This window comes from Isoptericola sp. GX10416 (assembly GCF_056590155.1).
Genome location: NZ_JBWPVO010000010.1, coordinates 84,030 through 103,661, shown reverse-complemented (window position 1 = coordinate 103,661; position 19,632 = coordinate 84,030). Strand labels below are relative to the sequence as shown.

The window sequence follows — 19,632 nt, the reverse complement described above, 5'->3', positions numbered from 1 at the left end:
CACGCCGACGGCCGAAGGCCAGGAGCGGCAGCCCACCAGCGGTCCGTCAGCCGGATGGACCCACCCGCAGCAGAGGATATTTCATGCCTTACATCACGACGTCCGACGGTACGGAGATCTACTTCACGACGCAGGGGTCGGGCCAGCCGGTCCTCTTCAGCCACGGCTGGCCGCTGAGCTCGGATGCCTGGCAGGTGGAGCTCAAGCTGCTCGCGGACGCCGGCTACCAGGCGATCGCCCACGACCGACGTGGTCACGGCCGGTCCTCGAAGACCTCCACGGGCAACGACATGGACACCTATGCCCGCGATCTCGCGGAGCTGGTGGAGGCCCTCGACCTGCGAGACCTCGTCGTCGTCGGCCACTCGACCGGAGGCGGCGAGGTGGTGCGCTATGCGGCGCAGCACGGTGCCGGACGGGTCGCCCGCGTCGTCACGGTCGGAGCCGTGCCCCCGCTCATGGTCCGGACCGAGCAGAACCCGGACGGGCTGCCGATCGAGGTGTTCGACGGCATCCGTGCAGGCGTGCTCGCCGACGCTTCGCAATTCTACCAGGACCTCGCCGAGTCGTTCTTCGGTGCGAACCGTGAGGGGGCGAACGTCTCCCAGGGCGCGAAGGACGACTTCTGGCGTCAGGGCATGCTGGTAAACCTGGCCGCCGCGTACGACTGCGTGAAGGCGTTCTCCGAGACGGACTTCACCGAAGACCTCCAGGCCCTCGACGTGCCGATCCTCATCGCGCACGGCGACGACGACCAGATCGTCCCGATCGGTGCCTCGGCACTCCGGTCGGCCGAGCTCGTCAAGCACGGCACCCTGAAGGTCTACCCGGGCGCGCCGCACGGCATCTACGGCGAGTTCCGGAAGGCGCTCGGCGCGGACATCCTCGAGTTCCTGGCCCGCTGATGCCCGACATCAACGCCCGCCTCGCCGAGCTGGGCATCACGATCCCACACCAGTCACCGGCGCCCGCCGGCGTCTACGCGCCCGCCGTCTTCGGCGGCAACCTCGTTCTCACAGCCGGTCAGCTCCCTCTGCTCGACGGGCGACTTCCCGTCACCGGGAAGGTCGGCGCCGAGGTGACACCCGAGGACGCCTCCGACTGCGCTCGCATCAGCGCGCTCAACGCCCTTTCGACCGTGGCCGAGGTACTGGGCACGCTCGACCGGATCACGCGGATCGTGAAGGTGGTCGGGTTCGTGGCGTCCGACCCGGCCTTCACCGGGCAGCCCGGAGTGCTCGACGGGGCGTCCGAGGTGCTCGGCGCGATCTTCGGAGAAGCCGGGGTGCACGCGCGGAGCGCCGTCGGCGTCGCTGTGCTGCCGCTCGACTCGCCGGTCGAGGTCGAGCTGATCGTCGAGTTCGCATGACCCCCCACCAAGGAGCACGAAGCATGTCCGAAGAGATCACCGTCGTCCTGGTCCACGGCGCGTTCGCCGAGTCGGCCAGCTGGTCGGGTGTGATCGCCCGGCTCACCGAGGCCGGGGTGACCGCCGTCGCCACACCGAACCCGCTACGCAGCGTCACCACCGATGCCGAGAACGTGCGACGGGCCGTCAAGGGGATCGGTGGTCCGGTCCTCCTCGTCGGCCACTCCTACGGCGGCGCCGTCATCACCGAGGCAGCGGTGGACGACCCCGCCGTCGTCGGCCTCGTCTACGTCGCCGCGTTCGCCCCCGACCACGGCGAGACGGCGCTCGAGCTGACCGGCCGATTCCCCGGCAGCACCCTCGGCGAGACGGTCCGCCCGTACCCGCTCGGTGACGGGACCAACGACCTCGTCGTGGACCGGGACCTGTTCCCCGGCCAGTTCGCGGCCGACGTCCCGACCGCCGACGCCGCGATCCAGGCCCGCACGCAGCGCCCGATCAGGGACTTCGCCCTCGGGGAGCCCCAGCCGGCGCCGACCCCCGCGTGGAAGTCGCTTCAGTCGTGGTTCGTCTTCGGCGACGCCGACAAGAACATCCCCGTCGAGGGCCTGCGGTTCATGGCCGAGCGTGCCGGAGCAGTCTCTGTCACGGAGATCCACGGCGCGTCGCACTCGGTCATGGTGTCGAGGCCCGGAGCAGTCGCCGAGGTGATCACCGAAGCGATCGGGTACCTGTCCCAGAAGTAGCTCCCCCAAGGACGGGAGGATCGCACCGCTCAGGATCCGGTGCGATCCTCCCGTCCTGCACCCCGCAGCATGTGAGCGCGCGTCCCAGCGGGCCACACCCGGAGGATGTCCACCGGAGCCAGATCTGAGGGTAGACCGGGCGGGACGCCCGTCCGCGATGGACGCCCAGTGGAGTCGTGTGCGCGTCGTCGACCTGGTTCTGTTCGATGTGGCGGGCCGGGTGCAGGAGTCGGCGCCAGATACTGCACCGGGGTGCCCGTCCCCCTCCGGACACCACCCCAACTTGCAGAGACACCGCCAGTCCGGGCTACTTGACCGCCTGTGGGAACACCCACGGGAACGGGAAGCGCTCCCTGTGGGAACACCCGCGGGAACATCTCGAACCGAGCTTCAGCCGGATACGACAGAAGACCCCCTGGTTGTGGACCCAGGAGGTCTTCGTCGTCGCTGTCTCAACGAGTGTCCGGAGGGGGACTTGAACCCCCACGCCCGATAAAGGGCACTAGCACCTCAAGCTAGCGCGTCTGCCATTCCGCCACCCGGACAGGTGGACCCTCGCGAGGTGTTCTTCCTCGCTGGGGTGCGGGGAAAAACATAGCACGGCACCGCCCCCGACCTGCAAACCACCGAGCCGTGGCGCAGGTCACGGCGCTGACCTAGCGTGAGGGCGATGGCACTGCGCATCGAGGACTACGGCATCGTCGGCGACCTGCAGACCGTCGCCCTGGTCGGGCGCGACGGCTCGATCGACTGGCTCTGCCTGCCCGACATCGACGACCCGGCCTGCTTCGCCGCCCTGCTGGGCGACGAACGCCACGGCTTCTGGCGTGTCGCGCCGTCGTCGGGCGGGCTCTGCACCCGCCGCGGGTACCGCGGCGAGACGCTCGTGCTGGACACCGAGTGGGAGACCCCGGACGGGCACGTCCGGGTTACCGACCTCATGCCGCCGCGCGGGCGCACCGCCGACCTGGTGCGCATCGTCGAGGGTGTCAGCGGACGGGTCGCGATGCTCAGCGAGATGGTGCCCCGCTTCGACTACGGGCACGTCGCGCCGTGGATCACCCGGGCCGACACGCTGCTGGGCAGCCGCCGCGCCGGAACGGTCGGCGCGGTCGCGGGACCGGATGCGCTCAGTCTGTCCGCCCCGGTGCCGCAGGAGGTCTCGATCGTCGACGGCGCCGTCCGCTCCCGCTTCGAGGTCGCCGCGGGCGACCGGGTCACGTTCGTGCTCTCCCACCACCCGTCCCACGAGCCCGAACCCGCCCCGGTCGACGCCACCGTCGCGCTGGCCGGCACCCTCGACTTCTGGAGCGACTGGGTCGGGCAGACGTCGTACGACGGCGAGTGGCCGGAGGCCGTGCGCCGCTCCCTGATCACGCTGAAGTCCCTCACTTACTCCCCCACGGGCGCCATAGCGGCCGCGGCCACGACGTCCCTGCCCGAGCTCGTCGGGGGCGTGCGCAACTGGGACTACCGCTACTGCTGGCTGCGGGACGCGTCGTTCACCCTCCTGGCCCTGCTCGGCACCGGGCACACGGGCGAGGCCCGCGCCTGGCGCGAGTGGCTGCTGCGCACCGTGGCCGGCGACCCGTCCCAGCTGCGCATCATGTACGGGCTCGACGGCCGCCGTCGGCTGCCCGAGACGTCGCTGGACTGGCTCCCTGGCTACGAGAACAGCGCTCCCGTGCGCATCGGCAACGGCGCGGCCGACCAGCTCCAGCTCGACGTCTGGGGAGAGACGCTCGTGGCGCTGCACCTCGCCCGCTCCAACGGGGTGAGCGAGGACGTCGACACCTGGAACCTGCAGAAGGCGATGCTCGACTTCCTCGAAGGCCACTGGGACGACGTCGACAACGGGCTGTGGGAGGTCCGCGGACCTCGGCAGGCGTTCGTGCACTCGCGGGTCATGGCCTGGGCCGGAGTCGCGGCGATGATCCGCTCCGTCGAGAAGTTCGGCCTCGAAGGGCCGGTGGACCGATGGCGCTCCCTGCGTGAGACCATCCGCACCGACGTCCTGACCCGCGGCTACGACGCGGAGCGCAACACGTTCACGCAGTTCTACGGCTCGGACGGTCTGGACGCCTCCCTGCTGCTGATCCCCCGGGTCGGGTTCCTGCCGTGGACCGACCACCGCGTCGTCGGGACCGTCGAGGCGGTGCAGCGCGAGCTGAGCCAGGACGGCCTGCTGCTGCGCTATCACACGCACGCCGACGACCGCGTGGACGGGCTGCCCGGTGCGGAGGGCACGTTCCTCATCTGCAGCTTCTGGCTCGTGGACGCGCTGCACGGCATCGGGCGCGACCACGAGGCCCGCGCGCTGTTCGAGCGGCTGCTCGGCCTGCGCAACGACCTCGGCCTGCTGGCCGAGGAGTACGACGTCGACGCCGGGCGCCAGCTCGGCAACGTGCCGCAGGCGTTCAGCCACGTCGGGCTCGTCAACTCCGCCCGCATCCTGTCCGGCATCCAGGGACCCGGCACCCGGACCGCCGGCTTCAAGGAGCATCCCGAGGAGTGAGGGAGCCATCGCACGGCTCGAGATCGGCTAGCGTCCGACCATGGTCGACGAACGAGAGCTGGTCCGGCAGTTCCACGAGGCGTTCGACGTCCGCGTCAACGACGGGGCGCCCGACCTTGCGTTGCCCGACGACCGGCTGCGGATGCGCTACCGGCTGGTCGCCGAGGAGTTCGCCGAGCTCACCGGAGCGCTGCTGGGGCCCGGCGCGCGCGCCGTGGTGGAGCAGGCCATCGCGTCGGTGGTGGACGGTCCGCTCGACGACGCGGACCTCGTGGAGACGGCGGACGCCACCGGCGACCTGCGGTACGTGCTGCACGGGCTCGAGATCGAGTGCGGCATCCCCGGCGACGAGGTCTTCACCGAGATCCACGCCTCCAACATGGCCAAGCTCGGACCGGACGGCGTCGCGCTGCGCCGAGAGGACGGCAAGGTGCTCAAGCCGGCCGGGTGGCGCCCGCCGGACGTCGCCGGCGTGCTGGCACGGGCGCGGTCCCGCGCCGTCGGCACCGACGTGTAGCGTTCGGGGCGACCCGGACCAATCGGTCATCGGGCCGCAGACCGGACGAAGGAGAACGAGCGCCGATGATGGGTGGGCACCACGCCGCCTCCGGGGCGGCGGCCTGGGTGGCCGTCACCGCCTCGACCCCGATCGCCTTCGGCTGGTACCCCGTCTCCGACGTCGGGGTCATGACGGGCGCGCTGGTCTGCGCGGGTGCGGCGCTCCTGCCCGACGCCGACCACCACAACGGCACCATCTCGCACTCGCTGCCCCCGGTGTCCGAGGCCGTCACCAAGCTGGTCTCGACGCTGTCCGGCGGGCACCGCAACGGCACCCACTCGATCCTCGGCATCGCCGCGTTCACGGCGATCGCCTGGCTGGTGGGCAAGCTGTCGTTCCACACGGACCGGTTCGGCGACGTCCTCATCGGCCCCGGCATCATGGCGGTGCTGCTCATCGCGTTCGCCGTGCGCGCGCTCAAGCTCACCGGGCAGCGCCGGTGGTGGACGTGGAGCCTGTCGATCTCGCTGGCCGCCTTCGTCGCCGTGTTCGCGCCCGAGGAGTGGTACTGGATGCCGTTCTGCGTCGGGCTGGGGTGCGCGGTGCACATCCTGGGCGACTTCCTGACGACGCGGGGCGTCCCGCTGCTGTGGCCGCTGCGGTTCCGCTCGCCGCGCTGGGTGCGGCGGCACCGCTGGCTGCCCTTCGACGACATGTGGAGCCCGAAGGGCAACCTGTCGCTGCCGCTCCTGGGCGACGCCGGGTCCTGGCGCGAGTGGGTGCTCATGACGCCGGTCAGCGCGTACGCGCTCGTCGGGGTCGCCTGGGCGATGCTCGACCAGATGGGCTACGACACGATGGCCGTCTGGGACGGCGTCGTCGCGCTGTTCGCCTGACCGTCCGCCGGCCTCAGCGGTCCCGGGCCATCTCCTCCAGACGCCGCCGGTCGGCGTCAAGGCGGTCCAGCGGGCGGTCCGACGGCGTCCCGTGCCCTGGCACGAGCACCCGGGCCTGCGCCACGAACGGCGCCAGCACGTCGAGCCCGGCGCGGTAGGACACCAGGTCCGCCGCCCCGGTGATCTCGTCCCACGGCAGCGGCGGTTCGACGTCGCTGAGCATGTCGCCCGCCACCAGCACGCGGGGTCCGGGCAGCCACAGCGCGGTGTGGCCCGGTGCGTGGGCGTCGTGGACGACGAGCACCGTCGCGGGGAGCACGCCGTCGGGGTCCGGGACCCCGGTCGCGCCCGCCGGTACGGACCGGACGTCGGCGAAGAGGCCGAGCACCGAGGGCGGGTAGGCGGCGTCGGCCTCCAGCGCCCGCGTCAACGCCTCACGGTGCTGGTCGACGACGCTCACCACGGCCGGCGAGGCCCACCGTGGGGCGATCCCGAGGCGCGGGTGCCACAGCAGGTGGTCGTGGTGCGCGTGCGTCGCCAGACCGGCCACCACCGTGACCCGACGTTCGTCGAGCTCGTCGGCGATCGCCTCCAGCTCGTCGGTGTCCCGGGCCGGGTCCACCAGCAGCCCGGCACGCCGATCGCCGGGCAGCGTCGCCCCGAGCACGAGCGTCGTCGTCGTGCTCTCGCGCCGGCTCGTGCGGACCAGGACGCCGTCGGCCACCGCCTCGAAGGACATGTCGGCACCGTAGCCCGAAAATCCCGTGCGCGACCCCGGCCCGGGGCGGCACACTCGACGAGGCGCACGCGACCGACGCGTGCCGGACCGGAAGGAGGGCAGAGCGATGGACCAGAGCAGCACGTCCACCGTCGTCACCACCCGAAGGATCCTCCCGTGTCCCTGCACCACCCCGATCACCCGATCGACCTGACCTTCCTCGCCACCGAGACCGACCTGCCCGAGCCGGGCACGGGCCAGCGCTGGTCCACCTGGACCGGCGTCGCCAAGGGGCAGCGCGGACCCGAGCCGCGACCCGCCTGGGTCGTGACCGCGGCCGCCGCCCTCGACACCGAGCTCGGCATCCTCAAGACGGGCAAGGAGGCCGACGTCTTCCTCGTGGAACGCGCCATGCCCGACGACCCCGACCAGGCGGTGCTGCTCGCCGCCAAGCGCTACCGCGACACCGACCACCGGCAGTTCCACCGTTCCGGCGCCTACACCGAGGGACGGCGCGAGCGGCGCAGCCGTGACCAGCGCGCGACCCAGGACAGGCACTCCGCCTGGGGCCGCTCGGTGCGGGCGACCCAGTGGGCGGACGCCGAGTTCGCCACGCTGTGCGCCCTGTGGGACGCCGGCGCCCCGGTCCCCTACCCCGTCCAGATCGACGGGACCGAGCTGCTCCTGGAGTTCGTCGGCCACGTCGAGGCCGACGGCGCCGCGGTCGCGGCGCCCCGCCTCGCCCAGGTGCGACCCGCGCCCGACCTGCTGGCCGACTACTACGAGCAGGTCCGCACCGCGATGGGCGTCCTGGCCCGACTCGGCTGGGCGCACGGCGACCTGTCGCCGTACAACGTGCTCGCGGACGGCGAGCGGCTCGTGGTCATCGACCTGCCCCAGGTCGTCGACCTGGTGGCGAACCCGTTCGGTGCGGACCTGCTGCACCGCGACTGCCGCAACATCGGTTCCTGGTTCGTCGCCCGTGGGCTGGAGGTCGACGTCGACGAACTGTTCGCCGACGTCTTCGCCCAGGCCTGGTGAGACGGCTCCGCCGGCCGCGCCCGCCCGGGCGCGGCTGGCGCCGTCGTCAGGACGCGCCGAGGACGAGCCGCAGGTGCAGCCGCGGCAGCCTGCCGCTCGTGGCGAGGGTGTCGCCGACCGTCTCGAAGCCCTCGGAGGCGAACAACCGCACGGTTCCGACGAAGGCGGCGCTCACCGGGACCCGGCGGCCCGGCTCGGGATCGACCGGGAAACCCTCGACGACCCGCCCGCCCCGGGAGCGGGCGTGCTCGACGGCGCCCCGCAGCAGCGCCCGGGCCACGCCGCGCCGGCGGTACCCGACCCGGACGACGAAGCAGCGCACCACCCACGTCGTGGGCCAGTCCTCGGGTTCGCCGACCGGCAGGACCCGGGACCGCTGGAGCGCGACGGCGGCTGACCTCGGTGCGAGGCCGACCCAGCCGACGACGGTCCCGCCGGCGTCCGGCTTCTGGGCACCCGGTCGGTCCGCACCGTCGTCGTCCTCGTCCTCATCGAGGTAGGCGAGCAGCCCGGGCGGTTCGTGGGCGCAGAGGTCGCGCAGGTGCTCCCTGCGCCCGTCGGGTGGCAGGCCGGGCGGATGACGCCAGTGCAGGCACCAGCAGACCTGCTCGTGACCGCGCGGGTCGAGCATGGTGGTGACGTCGTCGAACCGGTCGGAGGTGGCCGGCTCGATCCGGAAGGCCATGACGCGAGCGTAGGCCCCGCCGCCGACGTCGGCCTCGACAGGGAGACCCGGTCCATGGTTGTCTATAAGTCTCTACTTAAGGAGTCACCATGAGCATCGACATCGACCCCGTCGCCACCGCCGGCCTCGTCACCCGCGAGGTGCGCAGCGGGGAGCGCGACGGCGAGCCCACCCGCGTCGCCGTCGCCCGCCGCTCGTACACCGCGACCCGCGGCGACCTCTGGAGCGCCCTCACCGACCCGGAGCGGATCACGCGCTGGTTCATGCCGGTCAGCGGCGACCTCGTGGAGGGCGGGACGTACCAGCTCGAGGGCAACGCGGGTGGCACCGTGCTGCGCTGCCAGCGGCCCGAGGCCTTCGCCGTCACCTGGGAGTTCGGCGGCGGCGTCTCGTGGGTGACGGTCACGCTGCGCCCGCACGACGGCGGCACCACGCTGGAGCTCGTCCACGAGGCGCCCGTGCAGCCGGAGTTCTGGGAGCAGTACGGCCCCGGCGCCGTCGGCGTGGGCTGGGACCTGGCACTCATGGGCCTCGCTCTCCACCTCACCTCCGGTGCGCCGTCGGACCCGGCCGAGGCCGAGGCGTGGACCGTGTCCGACGCGGGCAAGGAGTTCGTCGGAGCGGCGGCCATCGGCTGGGCCGAGGCCGCCGTCGCGGACGGCGACGACGCGGCCGACGCCCGGGCGGCCGCCGAGCGCACCGTCGCGTTCTACACGACGGTCCCCGAGGCGTGAGGTGACCGGACCGGGCACGGACGCGCAGGGCGCGGCGGGACGGGTCTTCGCCGCGCTCGGCGACCCGGTGCGCCGACACCTGCTGCGGCTCGTGCACGGGGCGGGCGAGGCGGGCGCCGGCGACCTGGTCACGGCGGTCCAGGGGGTCACCCCCATCTCCCAGCCCGCCGTCTCCCAGCACCTGCGGGTGCTGCGCGAGGCGGGCCTCGTGCGCGTGCGCGCCGAGGGGACCCGGCGCGTCTACATGCTCGACGACACCGGGCTCGACGTCGCGCGCGACTGGCTCGCGGCCTTCGCCGACCCGTTCGCCCAGCCCCTGGACGCGCTCGCGACCGAGCTCGCCCGCGGTCGCCGCGAGCGCCGTCGGGCCGCTGGCGCTCGCGGCGACACCGTCAGCGGAAGTCCCGCGACCGGGTCGTCACCGGCAGGCGGAGCACGGCGAGGTGCTCGGCGAGCAGGTTGACCGCGCCGTCGGCCCGTTCCACCCGGCCGCGCACCACGAGCGCGGGCGCACCCCGGGCCACGGTGCGGAACCGGCGCCACAGACCCGGGGTGCAGATGACGTTGAGCAGCCCGGTCTCGTCCTCCAGCGACAGGAACGTCACGCCGCCCGCGGTGCCGGGTCGCTGACGGTGCGTGACGACGCCGCCGACGGCGATGCGGGTCCCGGGCTCCGCCCGCATCGCCGCGTCCACGGTGAGCACCCCCTGACGGTCGAGCCCGGCGCGGACGTGCTCCAGCGGTGAGGTCGAGTCCGGGGTGATGCCGGTGGCCCAGGTGTCGGCGACGTCGATCTCCAGGGGGTCCATGTCGGGCAGCGGCGGCGCGCCGACACCGACGCTGACGCCCTCCAGCGTGCCGGGGCCCTCCTGGCCGAGCGCCCCCGCAGCCCACAGCCCCTCGCGCCGGGTCACGCCGAGCGGCTCCAGGGCGCCCGCGGTGGCCAGCGCCTCCAGCCGCGCGGTGGACAGCTCGACCCGGCGCACCAGGTCGCGCAGGTCGCGGAACGGGCCGCCCGCCGCCCGCTCGGCGACCATCCGCTCGGCGACGTCGGACCCGAGACCACGCACCGCGCCCAGCCCGAGCCGGACGGCCAGCGCCGCATCGACGTCCAGCCCCACCAGCCCGACTCCCCCACCACCGTCCCTACCGCCGTCCTTGTCGGCGGGCGAGGGGGCAGCGCCGGACGTCTCGACCCGTTCCACACCGGCCAGCGCCGCCGAGGCGTTGACGTCCGGGCGCAGCACCTGCACCCCGTGCCGGCGGGCGTCCGCCACGAGGGAGGCCGGGGAGTAGAACCCCATCGGCTGCGCGGCGAGCAGCCCGGCGTAGAACGCCTCCGGGGCGTGCACCTTGAGCCAGGCGCTCGCGTAGACGAGGAACGCGAACGAGTAGGCGTGCGACTCGGGAAACCCGAAGTCGGCGAACGCCTTGAGCTTGTCGTAGATCTGCACCTGCACGTCCGCCGGGACGCCGCGCTCCGTCATCCCGGCGTAGAGCCGGTCGCGCAGCGCCTCCATCCGCTCGACCGACCGCTTGGAACCCATCGCCCGGCGGAGCTGGTCCGACTCGGCCGGGCTGAACCCGGCGACGTCGATCGCCATCTGCATGAGCTGCTCCTGGAACAGCGGCACCCCCAGGGTGCGCTTCAGGGACGGCTCCAGCAGCGGGTGCAGGTACGTGACGGGCGCCCGGCCCCGGGAGCGCTCGATGTAGGGGTGCACCGACTGCCCCTGGATCGGGCCCGGGCGGATGAGCGCGACCTCCACGACGACGTCGTAGAAGCAGCGGGGCTGCAGCCGCGGCAGGGTCGCCATCTGGGCGCGTGACTCCACCTGGAACACCCCGACGGTGTCGGCGGCGCACAGCAGGTCGTACACGCGCGGGTCCTCGGGCGGCAGGGTGTGCAGCTCCAGGCGCTCACCGCCGCGGGCCTCGACCCCCTCGAAGGCGTACCGGATCGCGGTGAGCATCCCCAGGCCCAGCAGGTCGAACTTCACCAGCCCGGCGTCCGCGCAGTCCTCCTTGTCCCACTGCAGCACGGTGCGCCCCTCCATCCGCGCCCACTCGACCGGACAGACCTCGATGACGGGCCGGTCGCACATCACCATGCCGCCCGAGTGGATGCCCAGGTGCCGCGGCAGGCGCAGGAACCGGTCGGCCAGGTCCAGCACCGGCGCCGGGATGGTGCCCTCCTCCTGCGCCGACGGCGGGGCCTGGGCAGGGACGACGTCGTGCGCGTCGTCCGCCCGGCGCACGTCCTCGGCGAGCACGTCGACGAACCGTGCCGGGGAGGTGGACGAGGGTTCGCGGGCGGGTCGCCCTTCCCAGAGCGCCGCGACGTGCGCCTCCCGGGCGTCGCGCCGCGTCACCGGGACCGCCGGCGCGCCCGCCGCGGCACGCGCCGCCCCGACGGCACGGTCCGCTGCCGGGCTGGTCGGGTCCGGTCCGCGCAGCGACCCCCAGCGCTCGATGGACTTGCTCCACGCGTCGGCCTGCCCGACGTCGTACCCCAGCGCGCGGGCGGCGTCCCGCACGGCCGAGCGCGGTCGGTAGGTGATGACGTTGGCGACCTGCGCCGCGTGCGTGCGCCCGAACCGGGCGTAGACGTGCTGGATGACCTCCTCGCGGCGCACCGACTCGATGTCGACGTCGATGTCCGGCGGACCGTCGCGCTCGGGCGCCAGGAACCGCTCGAACAAGAGCCCGTGATGGACGGCGTCGACCGCGGTGATGCCCAGGGCGTAGCAGACCGCGGAGTTGGCGGCGCTCCCCCGGCCCTGGCACAGGATGCCCTCGCGGCGGCAGAACTCCACCAGGTCGTAGACCACGAGGAAGTACCCCGGGAAGCCCAGCTGGGTGATGACGCGCAGCTCGTGGTCGATCTGCGCCCACGCGCCGGGCACCCGTTCGCTCTGTCCGGGACCGGGTCGCGGGCCGTATCTCTGCGTGGCGCCGCGGCGGACCAGCTCGGCCAGCCAGCTCGCCTCGTCATGGCCCGCGGGCACCGGGTAGGGCGGCAGGTCGGGGGCCACGAGGTGCAGGTCGAACGCGCACTGCGCCGCCAGGTCGGCCGCCGCGGGCACGGCGCCGGGGTGGCGGTGGTGCAGCCTGGCCATCTCCGCGGCGGAGCGCAGGTGAGCCGTCGGCGCGCCGGGCAGCCAGCCGTCGTGGTCGTCCAGCGAGGAGCGGGCCCGCACCGCCGCGAGCGCCCCCGCCAGGTCGGCGTCCCGGGGGCGCGCGTAGTGCGCGGCGGTGGTGGCCACCAGCGGCAGGCCCGCGTCGCGGGCGAGGCCGGCGAGCGCGTCGTGGAGGTCGGCGTCGCGGGGGTCGGCGGTGGCGGTGATCTCCACGGCGACGTTGTCCCGGCCGAAGACGCCGGTGAGCCGGTCCAGCTCGGCGCGGGCCGCACCCAGCGGGTCGGTGCCGGCGCCCGCGGCAGCGGTCTCCAGAGCCCGCCGCACCGCGCCCTTGCGGCAGCCGGTCAGGACCAGCCACTGCCCGGCGGCCTCGGCGCCCAGGCGGTCGAGGTCGTAGCGGGCCGCCCCCTTGACCCCTGCCTCCAGGTGGGCGGTGGCGATGGCCCGGGACAGGTTGCGGTAGCCGTCCGCGCCGCGGGCCAGGACGAGCAGGTGGGTGGCCCGCGGGTCGGGGACGCCGGTGGGCGGGTCCAGCACCGGGGCGCCGCCCGGCACGGGGGCGGGCAGGTGCAGCTCGGCACCGAACACGGTGGGCAGCCCGACCGCGCGGGCCGCCTCGGCGAACCGGACGACGCCGTACAGACCGTCGTGGTCGGTCAGGGCAAGCGCCTCCAGGCCGAGCCGGGACGCCTCCGCGGCCAGCTCGGCGGGATGGCTGGCGCCGTCGAGGAAGCTGAACGCCGAGTGGGCGTGCAGCTCGGCGTATCTAGTCATACAGGGCCTCCACCGTCCAGGTGCCGGCCGTCTGGGCGAGCAGCAGTCCCCGACCGTCGTCGAGCAGCGCCTGCAGGTGGACGCGACGCACGGGCGCGGGCGTCCACCAGCGTTCGGCGAGCGGCCACGGTCCCGCCCAGGCGACCACGGCCCGTTCGTCGTCGCCCCAGCGCACGCAGGCGGGCGCGGCGCTCATCGCGAGCCGGGCGTCGACGACGACGGCGCGCCCCGCGGCGTCGAGCAGCCCGGCCGGGCTCGGGTCGGGCAGGACCGTGGCGGGTGCGGGGCTGGGCAGCGCGCCGGGCCACGGGCGGTCGGGGTCGCGGGCGAGCGCCGCCTCCTCGCCGAAGGGCACCAGCCGCACGCGCGAGCGGGCGTCGCGCCCGCCCTGGAGGCGGACCGCGAGGACGGCGTCCCCGCCGAGCAGGCCCTGGACGCGGTCCAGCGCCGCCCGGGCCCGGGTGTCCCCGCCCGCGTCGGGCCCCCACAGGCTCGGCTGGTGCGTCCCGGCCGGGGCGACGTCCTCCGCCGCGAGCGCCAGGTGCACGACGGGCTCGACGTGCGGCGAGCCGTCGGTGCCGGTGCGGCGCAGCGCCGAGTCGGTGAGCCAGCCCTCGAGCTGCCAGCGCACCCGGTCGGTGATGCGGGCGGCGTCGAGCCCGCCGGTCGCGGAGTCGGTGCGCCACAGGCGTTCCAGCTCGCCGGAGGCCGTGCGGGCGGTGATGCGCAGGCGCGCGCAGGCCAGCCCGTGGGCGACGAGCAGGGCGTGCAGCTCCTCGGCGAGACGGCGGGCGGCGAAGGCGGCGACGTCGACCCGGTCGGCGGGCGGGTCGAGGTCGGTGCCCACGGCGAGGTCGGCGTCGATCCGGCGTCGGGCGGGCGGGCGCTCGTCGTGGCCGCACGCCAGCCGGTGCGCCCAGGCGCCCAGGTCGCCGAAGCGCGATGCCACGCTCGCGGCGGGCAGCGCGGCGAGGTCCCCGAGCGTGCGCAGCCCGAGCCGTCGCCACAGGTCGACGGCCTCGCGCACCGCGGTCACGACGCCGGGGTCGCAGACGGCGTGCACCAGGTCGCCCACGGGGCGGGACGCGAGCGCGGCCGCCGAGCCGCCGGCGGGCACGACGGCGTCGGCCCGGGCGGCCAGCACTGCGGCGAGCAGCCCGTCGGCCACGCCCACCTGGCACTCGTGGCCGACCTCGGCGACGGCGGCCACGAGGCGTTCGGCGAGGGCCCGCTCGGAGCCGTGGTAGCGGGCGGCGCCGTCGGCGGGCAGCAGCACCAGGCCGGGACGGGCGATCTCCAGCCCTGCGACGACCGTCTCGGCGGCGGTCGCCACGGGCTCGAACGCGCGGGCGCCGCGGGCGTCGTCGGTCTCCAGGAGCACCAGGTCGGGGCAGGCCTCCTGGGCCTGACGACGGCGCATGCCGCGACGCACCCCGGCGGTGCGGGCGACGGCGGAGGTGGCCACGACGCTGCGCCCCGCCCGCGTCCCGCCCCCGGAGGGTGCGCCGAGGACGGCGGCGGGTACGTGCGCGTCGATCCCGGCCGCGGTGAGCCCGGCGACCACCGGCCAGTCGGGGACCCACAGGACGGCGGTGCGGGTCGCGGCGTCCGCGCCCAGCGCGGGGGTGCTCATGCGATCCTCAGGTGCTGCCCGGCGGCGTGAGCCGTGCCGGGCGCGCCGGGCGCGCTGCGGGACCGTTGCCCGGCGGCGGCCTCGGACGCGGTGAGCGGCACCTCGACGTCGATCTCGACGGGCCGCGCCGCCACGCCGCGCCCGGTGCGCAGGACGCGCAGCGTCCGCTGGCGCAGCCAGCCCGCTCCGGCGTCCGCACCGGACCAGCTCCCGCCGCGGGCGTCCAGCGTGACGTGCGCGCCGGGCCACCGTGCGGTGGGCACCAGGACAGCGTCGCGCTGGCGGGCGCGGACGGTGAGACGGCGCCGGTCGGCCTCGGTGAGCGCGGCGTCCGGGCCGACGACGACCAGGTCCATGCCGTCCAGCAGCGCGGCCAGCGCGAGGGAGGCGTCCGGGCCGGGGGCGGGGACGACGACGGTGCGCCCGAGCGCCATGCCGGCGTCGGCGGCGGCGAGCAGCCCGACGGCGGGCGCGCCGACCAGCGCGGTCCAGGCGCCCTCGCGCGAGGGGGCGGCGAGCAGACCGAGCAGCAGGCTGGTGGAGCCCTGCACGGCGAGCACGCCGCCGGCGGGCAGCACCCCGCCGGGCAGCAGGGGCGCCAGGGCGGGATGGACGGCGCGGACCACGGGCCCGTTCCGGGACGACTCGGCGACCGACCGCCGTCGGGCCGGCAGCCCGTCGGGGCGGGTCGGGGGCTGCGCGCTGGAGGGCTGCTGCGGCGAGGGCGGCTGCGCCCCCGGCTCCGGCGCGGGACGCGGAAGGCGCCGGTGGCCGAGCTCGGCGCCGTGCAGGGCGGCGAGCGCCCGCGCGTGCCGCTCGGCCCGGTCGGCGTTCCGGTCCGCGGCTCGGTTCGGAACCAGGTCCGGGGCCAGGTCGGCAGCCCGGGACAGGGGCAGGACCTCGGGGACCACGCTCATGCGGCCCTCCTCCCGGCGGTGGTGCTGTCGGTCGGGCTGACCGGCGCTGCAAGTTCGAAACGTCTTCGAACGCATGTTCGAACACCTCTAGTACACGCCCGCGGTCACCGGCTGTCAACCGCGCTGATCAGACGTGCGACGCCGTCCCGCTTCTCGGCATACCGCATGGTCGGTATGCTCGGAGGACGTCCGACGAGGAGGTCACGACCGTGCAGATCATCGGTGCCGTCCTGGAGCGCTGCGGCGCACCCGCACCCTGGAGCGAGTCCCGCCCCCTGACCGTGGGGCCGCTCGAGCTCGACCCGCCCGGCCACGGCGAGCTCGCCGTCCGCATCGAGGCGGCCGGGCTGTGCCACTCCGACCTGTCCGTCGTCGACGGCAACCGCGTGCGCCCCACGCCCATGCTGCTCGGCCACGAGGCCGCCGGCATCGTCGAACGTCTCGGCGACGGCATCCCGACCGACACCGGCATCACCGTCGGCGCCCGCGTCGTCATGACCTTCCTGCCCCGCTGCGGCGTCTGCGACGCCTGCGCCACCGAGGGCCGCCTGCCGTGCACCGTCGGGTCGGCGGCCAACGCCGCCGGCACGCTCGTCGGCGGCGTGCGCCGCCTGCACCGCGACCACGCCGAGGTCCACCACCACCTCGGCGTCAGCGCCTTCGCCACCCACGCCGTCGTCTCGGCCGCGTCCGTCGTGCCCGTGCCCGACGACGTCCCCGCGGACGTCGCCGCCCTGCTCGGCTGCGCCGTGCTCACCGGCGGCGGAGCGGTGCTCAACGCCGGGCGCCCGGCCCCCGGCGACACCGTCGTCGTCGTCGGGCTCGGCGGCGTCGGCATGGCCGCGCTGCTCGTGGCCCACGCGCTCGGGCACGAGGTGATCGGCGTCGACACCGTCCCGGCCAAGCTCGATCTCGCCCGCGAGCTCGGGGCCGTCCGCGCCCTGGCCCCCGCCCAGGCGCTCGACGACGGCGTGCGCGCCCCCGTCGTCGTCGAGGCCGCCGGGTCCGCCCGCGCGTTCGAGACCGCCTACGCCCTCACCGCACCCGGCGGCACCACCGTCACCGTCGGCCTGCCCTCCCCCGACGACCGCGCCAGCCTCGCGCCCCTGAGCCTCACCGCCGAGGCGCGCACCGTCGTCGGCTCCTACCTCGGCTCCGCCGTCCCGGGCCGCGACATCCCCCGATACGTGGAACTCTGGCGAGCAGGACGACTGCCGCTGGAACGGCTCGTCTCGGCCCGCATCGGGCTCGACGACCTGCCCCGCGCGCTGGACCGCCTCGCCGCCGGCGAGGAGCTGCGCCAGCTCATCACCTTCGACGAGAGGAACCCCGCATGACAGCCTCCACCAGCCGCGTCGCGATCGTCACCGGCGGCGCTCGCGGCATCGGCGCCGCCGTCGCCGCCCGCCTCGCCGCCGACGGCCACGCCGTCGCCGTGCTCGACCTGCTCGAGGACGTCGCGGCCGAGACCGCCGCCAAGCTCGTCGCCGACGGGCACCGCGCGATCGGCGTCGGCGTGGACGTGGCCGACGAGCAGTCCGTCGCCGACGCCGTCACCCGCGTCACCGCCGAGCTCGGCGCCCCGACCATCCTGATCAACAACGCCGGGATCCTGCGCGACAACCTGCTGTTCAAGATGTCGACCGACGACTGGGACTCGGTGCTCGGTGTCCACCTGCGCGGCGCGTTCCTCATGACGCGCGCCGTGCAGAGCGCCATGGTCGACGCGAAGTGGGGCCGGGTGGTGAACCTGTCCAGCACGTCCGCGCTCGGCAACCGCGGCCAGGCCAACTACGCCGCCGCCAAGGCCGGGATGCAGGGATTCACCAAGACCCTCGCCATCGAGCTCGGCAAGTTCGGCGTCACCGCCAACGCCATCGCGCCGGGGGTCATCGCCACCGAGATGATCGCCGAGACGGCCCGCCGCGTGGGCGTGCCGCTGGAGGACTTCCTGGCGCACATGGCCTCCGAGGTGCCCGTCGGGCGCGTCGGGCAGCCGGAGGACATCGCCGCTGCGGCGTCGTTCTTCTGCTCCGAGGAGGCCGGGTTCACCAGCGGCCAGGTGCTCTACGTGGCGGGCGGGCCGCGCGCATGAGCGCGACGACGGGCGAACGGATCGTCGTCGAGAGCCCCGCCGCGCTGGCCGACGCCGTCGGCTCGACGGCGACCGGCGAGTGGTTCGCCGTGGAGCAGCCGCGCATCACCGCGTTCGCCGACGCCACCGAGGACCATCAGTGGATCCATCTCGACGCCGAGCGGGCCGCCGCCGGGCCGTTCGGCGGCACCATCGCGCACGGCTACCTCACCCTATCGCTGCTGCCGAAGCTCACCGGCGAGCTGCTCGAGGTGGGGCGCACGGCGATGGCCGTCAACTACGGCCTCGACAAGGTCCGCTTCCTGACGCCGGTGCCCGCCGGTGGCCGGGTCCGCGCCATCGTGGAGATCACCGGCGCCGAGGCGGCCGGTCAGGGCGTGCGCCTGGCCTCCACGGTGACGATCGAGCTGGAGGGCGCCGAGAAGCCGGCGCTCGTCGCCCAGACGCTGGCGCTGTACGTCCCCACCCCCTAGCTCGCCGAGCACCGCATCAGGTCGGCACTCTGGGTTCTGGTCGGCAGTCTGAACTGCCGACCAGAACCCAGAGTGCCGACCTGATCTGCGCGCGGTGATCGCTCAGGCGATCCACTCGCCGTCGTTCGGCGGGGTCGTGCGGGCGTGGCCCGCCTCCCCGTCAGACGCGCTCGAGCACCATCGCCATGCCCTGGCCGCCGCCCACGCACATGGTCTCCAGCCCGTAGCGGCCGCCGGTGGCCTCCAGCCCGTTGAGCAGCGTGGCGGTGATGCGGGCGCCGGTCATGCCGAACGGGTGCCCGACGGCGATGGCCCCGCCGTGCACGTTGAGCTTGTCCTCGTCGATCCCGAGCTCCCGGGCCGAGGGGATGACCTGCGCGGCGAACGCCTCGTTGATCTCCACGAGGTCGATGTCGTCGATCGTCAGGCCGGCGCGCGCGAGCGCCTGCCGACTGGCCTCGACCGGGCCGAGACCCATGATCTCCGGCGACAGCCCGGTGACCCCGGTGGAGACGATGCGGGCGACCGGCTCCAGCCCCAGCTCGTCGACGACGCGGTCGGAGACGATCACCAGCGCGGCCGCGCCGTCGTTGAGCGGGCAGGCGTTGCCCGCCGTGACGGTCCCGTCAGGACGGAACACCGGCTCCAGCGTGGCGAGCTTCTCCACCGTCGTCCCGGCGCGCGGGCCGTCGTCGGCCGAGACCACCGTGCCGTCGTCGAGCACGACCGGCGTGATCTCCCGGGCCCAGAAGCCGTCGGCGACCGCCTGCACGGCGCGCTGCTGGGAGCGGGCGGCGAACGCGTCCTGCTCGTCGCGCGTGATCCCGTAGACCGACGCCAGGTTCTCCGCCGTCTGCCCCATGGCGATGTACGGGTCGGGCACGAGCCCGTCCGCACGCGGATCCGTCCAGGTCGGCGCCCCGCCGACGCCTCGCTTGGCCGTGCGCTCGACGGCCTCGGCGAACCGTGGGTTCTCGAGCTGCTGGCCCTCGATGTAGTCGCTCGAGCCCTTGACCATGCGGCTCACGGACTCCGCACCGGCGGAGACGAACACGTCACCCTCGCCGGCCTTGATGGCGTGGAACGCCATGCGCGTGGACTGGACGCTGGACGAGCAGTAGCGCGTCACCGTGGTGCCGGGCACGGAGTCCAGGCCCAGGGCGACCGCCACGATGCGACCCATGTTCATGCCCTGCTCACCGCCGGGCAGGCCGCAGCCGAGGATCAGGTCGTCGATCCGCTCCGGGTCGAGCGAGGGCACCTTGTCGAGCGCCGCGCGGACCATCCGGGCGGCGAGGTCGTCGGCGCGCAGCTCGCGCAGCGACCCCTTGTACGCGCGCCCGATCGGTGAGCGCGCCATGGCCACGATGTAGGCCTCGGTCATGGTGTGGGTCCTT

At 74.5% G+C, this 19,632-nt stretch carries 18 protein-coding genes and 1 tRNA gene; 12 read left to right on the top strand and 7 right to left on the bottom strand.

Going from position 1 to position 19,632, the window contains the following annotated elements; translation table 11 throughout:
* The first annotated feature begins 83 nt into the window (after positions 1 to 83).
* Genes ACWAT2_RS14570 through ACWAT2_RS14560 form a run of 3 tightly spaced genes read left to right on the top strand, consistent with a single transcriptional unit; the run spans position 84 to position 2,115 of the window.
* On the top strand, positions 84 to 905 hold the full coding sequence (locus ACWAT2_RS14570) for an alpha/beta fold hydrolase (protein ID WP_480049018.1): 822 nt from the start codon (positions 84 to 86) through the stop codon (positions 903 to 905).
* Positions 905 to 1,369, top strand: a complete 465-nt coding sequence (locus ACWAT2_RS14565; RefSeq protein WP_480049017.1) for a RidA family protein — start codon at positions 905 to 907, stop codon at positions 1,367 to 1,369. Before ACWAT2_RS14570 ends, ACWAT2_RS14565 begins: the two co-directional genes overlap by 1 nt.
* Before the next feature lie 23 nt (positions 1,370 to 1,392).
* Positions 1,393 to 2,115, top strand: a complete 723-nt coding sequence (locus ACWAT2_RS14560) for an alpha/beta fold hydrolase (protein WP_480049016.1) — start codon at positions 1,393 to 1,395, stop codon at positions 2,113 to 2,115.
* 460 nt (positions 2,116 to 2,575) lie between these two features.
* Here the strand turns inward: ACWAT2_RS14560 and ACWAT2_RS14555 are convergent.
* Positions 2,576 to 2,660: transfer RNA gene (locus ACWAT2_RS14555), tRNA-Leu, on the bottom strand.
* A 125-nt stretch (positions 2,661 to 2,785) separates the two neighbouring features.
* On the opposite strand from ACWAT2_RS14555, the gene ACWAT2_RS14550 reads away from it, so the two are divergent.
* From ACWAT2_RS14550 to ACWAT2_RS14540, 3 genes are all read left to right on the top strand, one after another.
* Complete coding sequence (locus ACWAT2_RS14550; RefSeq protein ID WP_480049015.1) at positions 2,786 to 4,630, top strand: glycoside hydrolase family 15 protein; 1,845 nt, start codon at positions 2,786 to 2,788, stop codon at positions 4,628 to 4,630.
* A gap of 40 nt (positions 4,631 to 4,670) precedes the next feature.
* On the top strand, positions 4,671 to 5,147 hold the full coding sequence (locus tag ACWAT2_RS14545) for a pyrophosphohydrolase domain-containing protein (RefSeq protein ID WP_480049014.1): 477 nt from the start codon (positions 4,671 to 4,673) through the stop codon (positions 5,145 to 5,147).
* Positions 5,148 to 5,212: 65 nt separating this feature from the next.
* Positions 5,213 to 6,025 carry a metal-dependent hydrolase gene (locus tag ACWAT2_RS14540; RefSeq protein WP_480049013.1) on the top strand — a complete coding sequence of 271 codons (813 nt, stop codon included), beginning with the start codon at positions 5,213 to 5,215 and terminating at the stop codon, positions 6,023 to 6,025.
* Between the two features lie 13 nt (positions 6,026 to 6,038).
* Here ACWAT2_RS14540 and ACWAT2_RS14535 read toward each other — a convergent pair whose 3' ends face one another.
* Positions 6,039 to 6,764 carry an MBL fold metallo-hydrolase gene (locus ACWAT2_RS14535; protein WP_480049012.1) on the bottom strand — a complete coding sequence of 242 codons (726 nt, stop codon included), beginning with the start codon at positions 6,762 to 6,764 and terminating at the stop codon, positions 6,039 to 6,041.
* Between the two features lie 162 nt (positions 6,765 to 6,926).
* Here ACWAT2_RS14535 and ACWAT2_RS14530 point away from each other — a divergent pair, with 162 nt between their 5' ends.
* Positions 6,927 to 7,784 (top strand): serine protein kinase RIO, encoded by an 858-nt coding sequence (locus tag ACWAT2_RS14530; protein WP_480049069.1) that lies wholly within the window; start codon positions 6,927 to 6,929, stop codon positions 7,782 to 7,784.
* 46 nt (positions 7,785 to 7,830) lie between these two features.
* Here ACWAT2_RS14530 and ACWAT2_RS14525 read toward each other — a convergent pair whose 3' ends face one another.
* A complete protein-coding gene (locus ACWAT2_RS14525) occupies positions 7,831 to 8,469 on the bottom strand; it encodes an N-acetyltransferase family protein (RefSeq protein WP_480049011.1) in 639 nt (212 codons plus the stop codon).
* A gap of 89 nt (positions 8,470 to 8,558) precedes the next feature.
* On the opposite strand from ACWAT2_RS14525, the gene ACWAT2_RS14520 reads away from it, so the two are divergent.
* Complete coding sequence (locus tag ACWAT2_RS14520) at positions 8,559 to 9,203, top strand: SRPBCC family protein (protein WP_480049010.1); 645 nt, start codon at positions 8,559 to 8,561, stop codon at positions 9,201 to 9,203.
* Between the two features lies 1 nt (position 9,204).
* The gene (locus ACWAT2_RS14515; RefSeq protein ID WP_480049009.1) at positions 9,205 to 9,666 is read left to right on the top strand and encodes an ArsR/SmtB family transcription factor; all 462 of its coding nucleotides are present in this window, start codon (positions 9,205 to 9,207) and stop codon (positions 9,664 to 9,666) included.
* Here the strand turns inward: ACWAT2_RS14515 and dnaE are convergent.
* The 3 genes from dnaE to ACWAT2_RS14500 are packed head-to-tail and all read right to left on the bottom strand — an operon-like array spanning position 9,596 to position 15,667.
* The gene (dnaE, locus tag ACWAT2_RS14510; RefSeq protein ID WP_480049008.1) at positions 9,596 to 13,117 is read right to left on the bottom strand and encodes a DNA polymerase III subunit alpha; all 3,522 of its coding nucleotides are present in this window, start codon (positions 13,115 to 13,117) and stop codon (positions 9,596 to 9,598) included. The two genes, ACWAT2_RS14515 and dnaE, sit on opposite strands and share 71 nt — an antisense overlap.
* Positions 13,110 to 14,750 carry a DNA polymerase Y family protein gene (locus tag ACWAT2_RS14505; protein WP_480049007.1) on the bottom strand — a complete coding sequence of 547 codons (1,641 nt, stop codon included), beginning with the start codon at positions 14,748 to 14,750 and terminating at the stop codon, positions 13,110 to 13,112. The genes dnaE and ACWAT2_RS14505 overlap by 8 nt, the downstream gene beginning before the upstream one ends.
* Positions 14,747 to 15,667, bottom strand: a complete 921-nt coding sequence (locus ACWAT2_RS14500; protein ID WP_480049006.1) for a hypothetical protein — start codon at positions 15,665 to 15,667, stop codon at positions 14,747 to 14,749. The genes ACWAT2_RS14505 and ACWAT2_RS14500 overlap by 4 nt, the downstream gene beginning before the upstream one ends.
* A 209-nt stretch (positions 15,668 to 15,876) precedes the next feature.
* Between ACWAT2_RS14500 and ACWAT2_RS14495 the strand changes: the two genes are divergently transcribed.
* Genes ACWAT2_RS14495 through ACWAT2_RS14485 form a run of 3 tightly spaced genes read left to right on the top strand, consistent with a single transcriptional unit; the run spans position 15,877 to position 18,235 of the window.
* Entirely contained in the window at positions 15,877 to 17,004 is a 1,128-nt protein-coding gene (locus ACWAT2_RS14495) for a zinc-binding dehydrogenase (protein WP_480049005.1), read from the top strand.
* Positions 17,001 to 17,762, top strand: coding sequence for a 3-oxoacyl-ACP reductase FabG (gene fabG, locus ACWAT2_RS14490; protein WP_480049004.1), 762 nt, complete (start codon positions 17,001 to 17,003; stop codon positions 17,760 to 17,762). The genes ACWAT2_RS14495 and fabG overlap by 4 nt, the downstream gene beginning before the upstream one ends.
* The gene (locus ACWAT2_RS14485; RefSeq protein ID WP_480049003.1) at positions 17,759 to 18,235 is read left to right on the top strand and encodes a MaoC family dehydratase; all 477 of its coding nucleotides are present in this window, start codon (positions 17,759 to 17,761) and stop codon (positions 18,233 to 18,235) included. The genes fabG and ACWAT2_RS14485 overlap by 4 nt, the downstream gene beginning before the upstream one ends.
* Positions 18,236 to 18,395: 160 nt before the next feature.
* Here the strand turns inward: ACWAT2_RS14485 and ACWAT2_RS14480 are convergent, their stop codons facing one another.
* On the bottom strand, positions 18,396 to 19,619 hold the full coding sequence (locus ACWAT2_RS14480; protein WP_480049002.1) for an acetyl-CoA C-acetyltransferase: 1,224 nt from the start codon (positions 19,617 to 19,619) through the stop codon (positions 18,396 to 18,398).
* Positions 19,620 to 19,632: the final 13 nt, after the last annotated feature.

Bases quoted from the DNA above. Each gene is read 5' to 3' on its own strand.
- ACWAT2_RS14570 (WP_480049018.1), top strand. From the start codon at position 84: ATGCCTTACATCACGACGTCCGACGGTACGGAGATCTACTTCACGACG.
- ACWAT2_RS14565 (WP_480049017.1), top strand. From the start codon at position 905: ATGCCCGACATCAACGCCCGCCTCGCCGAGCTGGGCATCACGATCCCA.
- ACWAT2_RS14560 (WP_480049016.1), top strand. From the start codon at position 1,393: ATGTCCGAAGAGATCACCGTCGTCCTGGTCCACGGCGCGTTCGCCGAG.
- ACWAT2_RS14550 (WP_480049015.1), top strand. From the start codon at position 2,786: ATGGCACTGCGCATCGAGGACTACGGCATCGTCGGCGACCTGCAGACC.
- ACWAT2_RS14545 (WP_480049014.1), top strand. From the start codon at position 4,671: ATGGTCGACGAACGAGAGCTGGTCCGGCAGTTCCACGAGGCGTTCGAC.
- ACWAT2_RS14540 (WP_480049013.1), top strand. From the start codon at position 5,213: ATGATGGGTGGGCACCACGCCGCCTCCGGGGCGGCGGCCTGGGTGGCC.
- ACWAT2_RS14535 (WP_480049012.1), bottom strand. From the start codon at position 6,764: ATGTCCTTCGAGGCGGTGGCCGACGGCGTCCTGGTCCGCACGAGCCGG.
- ACWAT2_RS14525 (WP_480049011.1), bottom strand. From the start codon at position 8,469: ATGGCCTTCCGGATCGAGCCGGCCACCTCCGACCGGTTCGACGACGTC.
- ACWAT2_RS14520 (WP_480049010.1), top strand. From the start codon at position 8,559: ATGAGCATCGACATCGACCCCGTCGCCACCGCCGGCCTCGTCACCCGC.
- dnaE (WP_480049008.1), bottom strand. From the start codon at position 13,117: ATGACTAGATACGCCGAGCTGCACGCCCACTCGGCGTTCAGCTTCCTC.
- ACWAT2_RS14505 (WP_480049007.1), bottom strand. From the start codon at position 14,750: ATGAGCACCCCCGCGCTGGGCGCGGACGCCGCGACCCGCACCGCCGTC.
- ACWAT2_RS14500 (WP_480049006.1), bottom strand. From the start codon at position 15,667: ATGAGCGTGGTCCCCGAGGTCCTGCCCCTGTCCCGGGCTGCCGACCTG.
- fabG (WP_480049004.1), top strand. From the start codon at position 17,001: ATGACAGCCTCCACCAGCCGCGTCGCGATCGTCACCGGCGGCGCTCGC.
- ACWAT2_RS14485 (WP_480049003.1), top strand. From the start codon at position 17,759: ATGAGCGCGACGACGGGCGAACGGATCGTCGTCGAGAGCCCCGCCGCG.
- ACWAT2_RS14480 (WP_480049002.1), bottom strand. From the start codon at position 19,619: ATGACCGAGGCCTACATCGTGGCCATGGCGCGCTCACCGATCGGGCGC.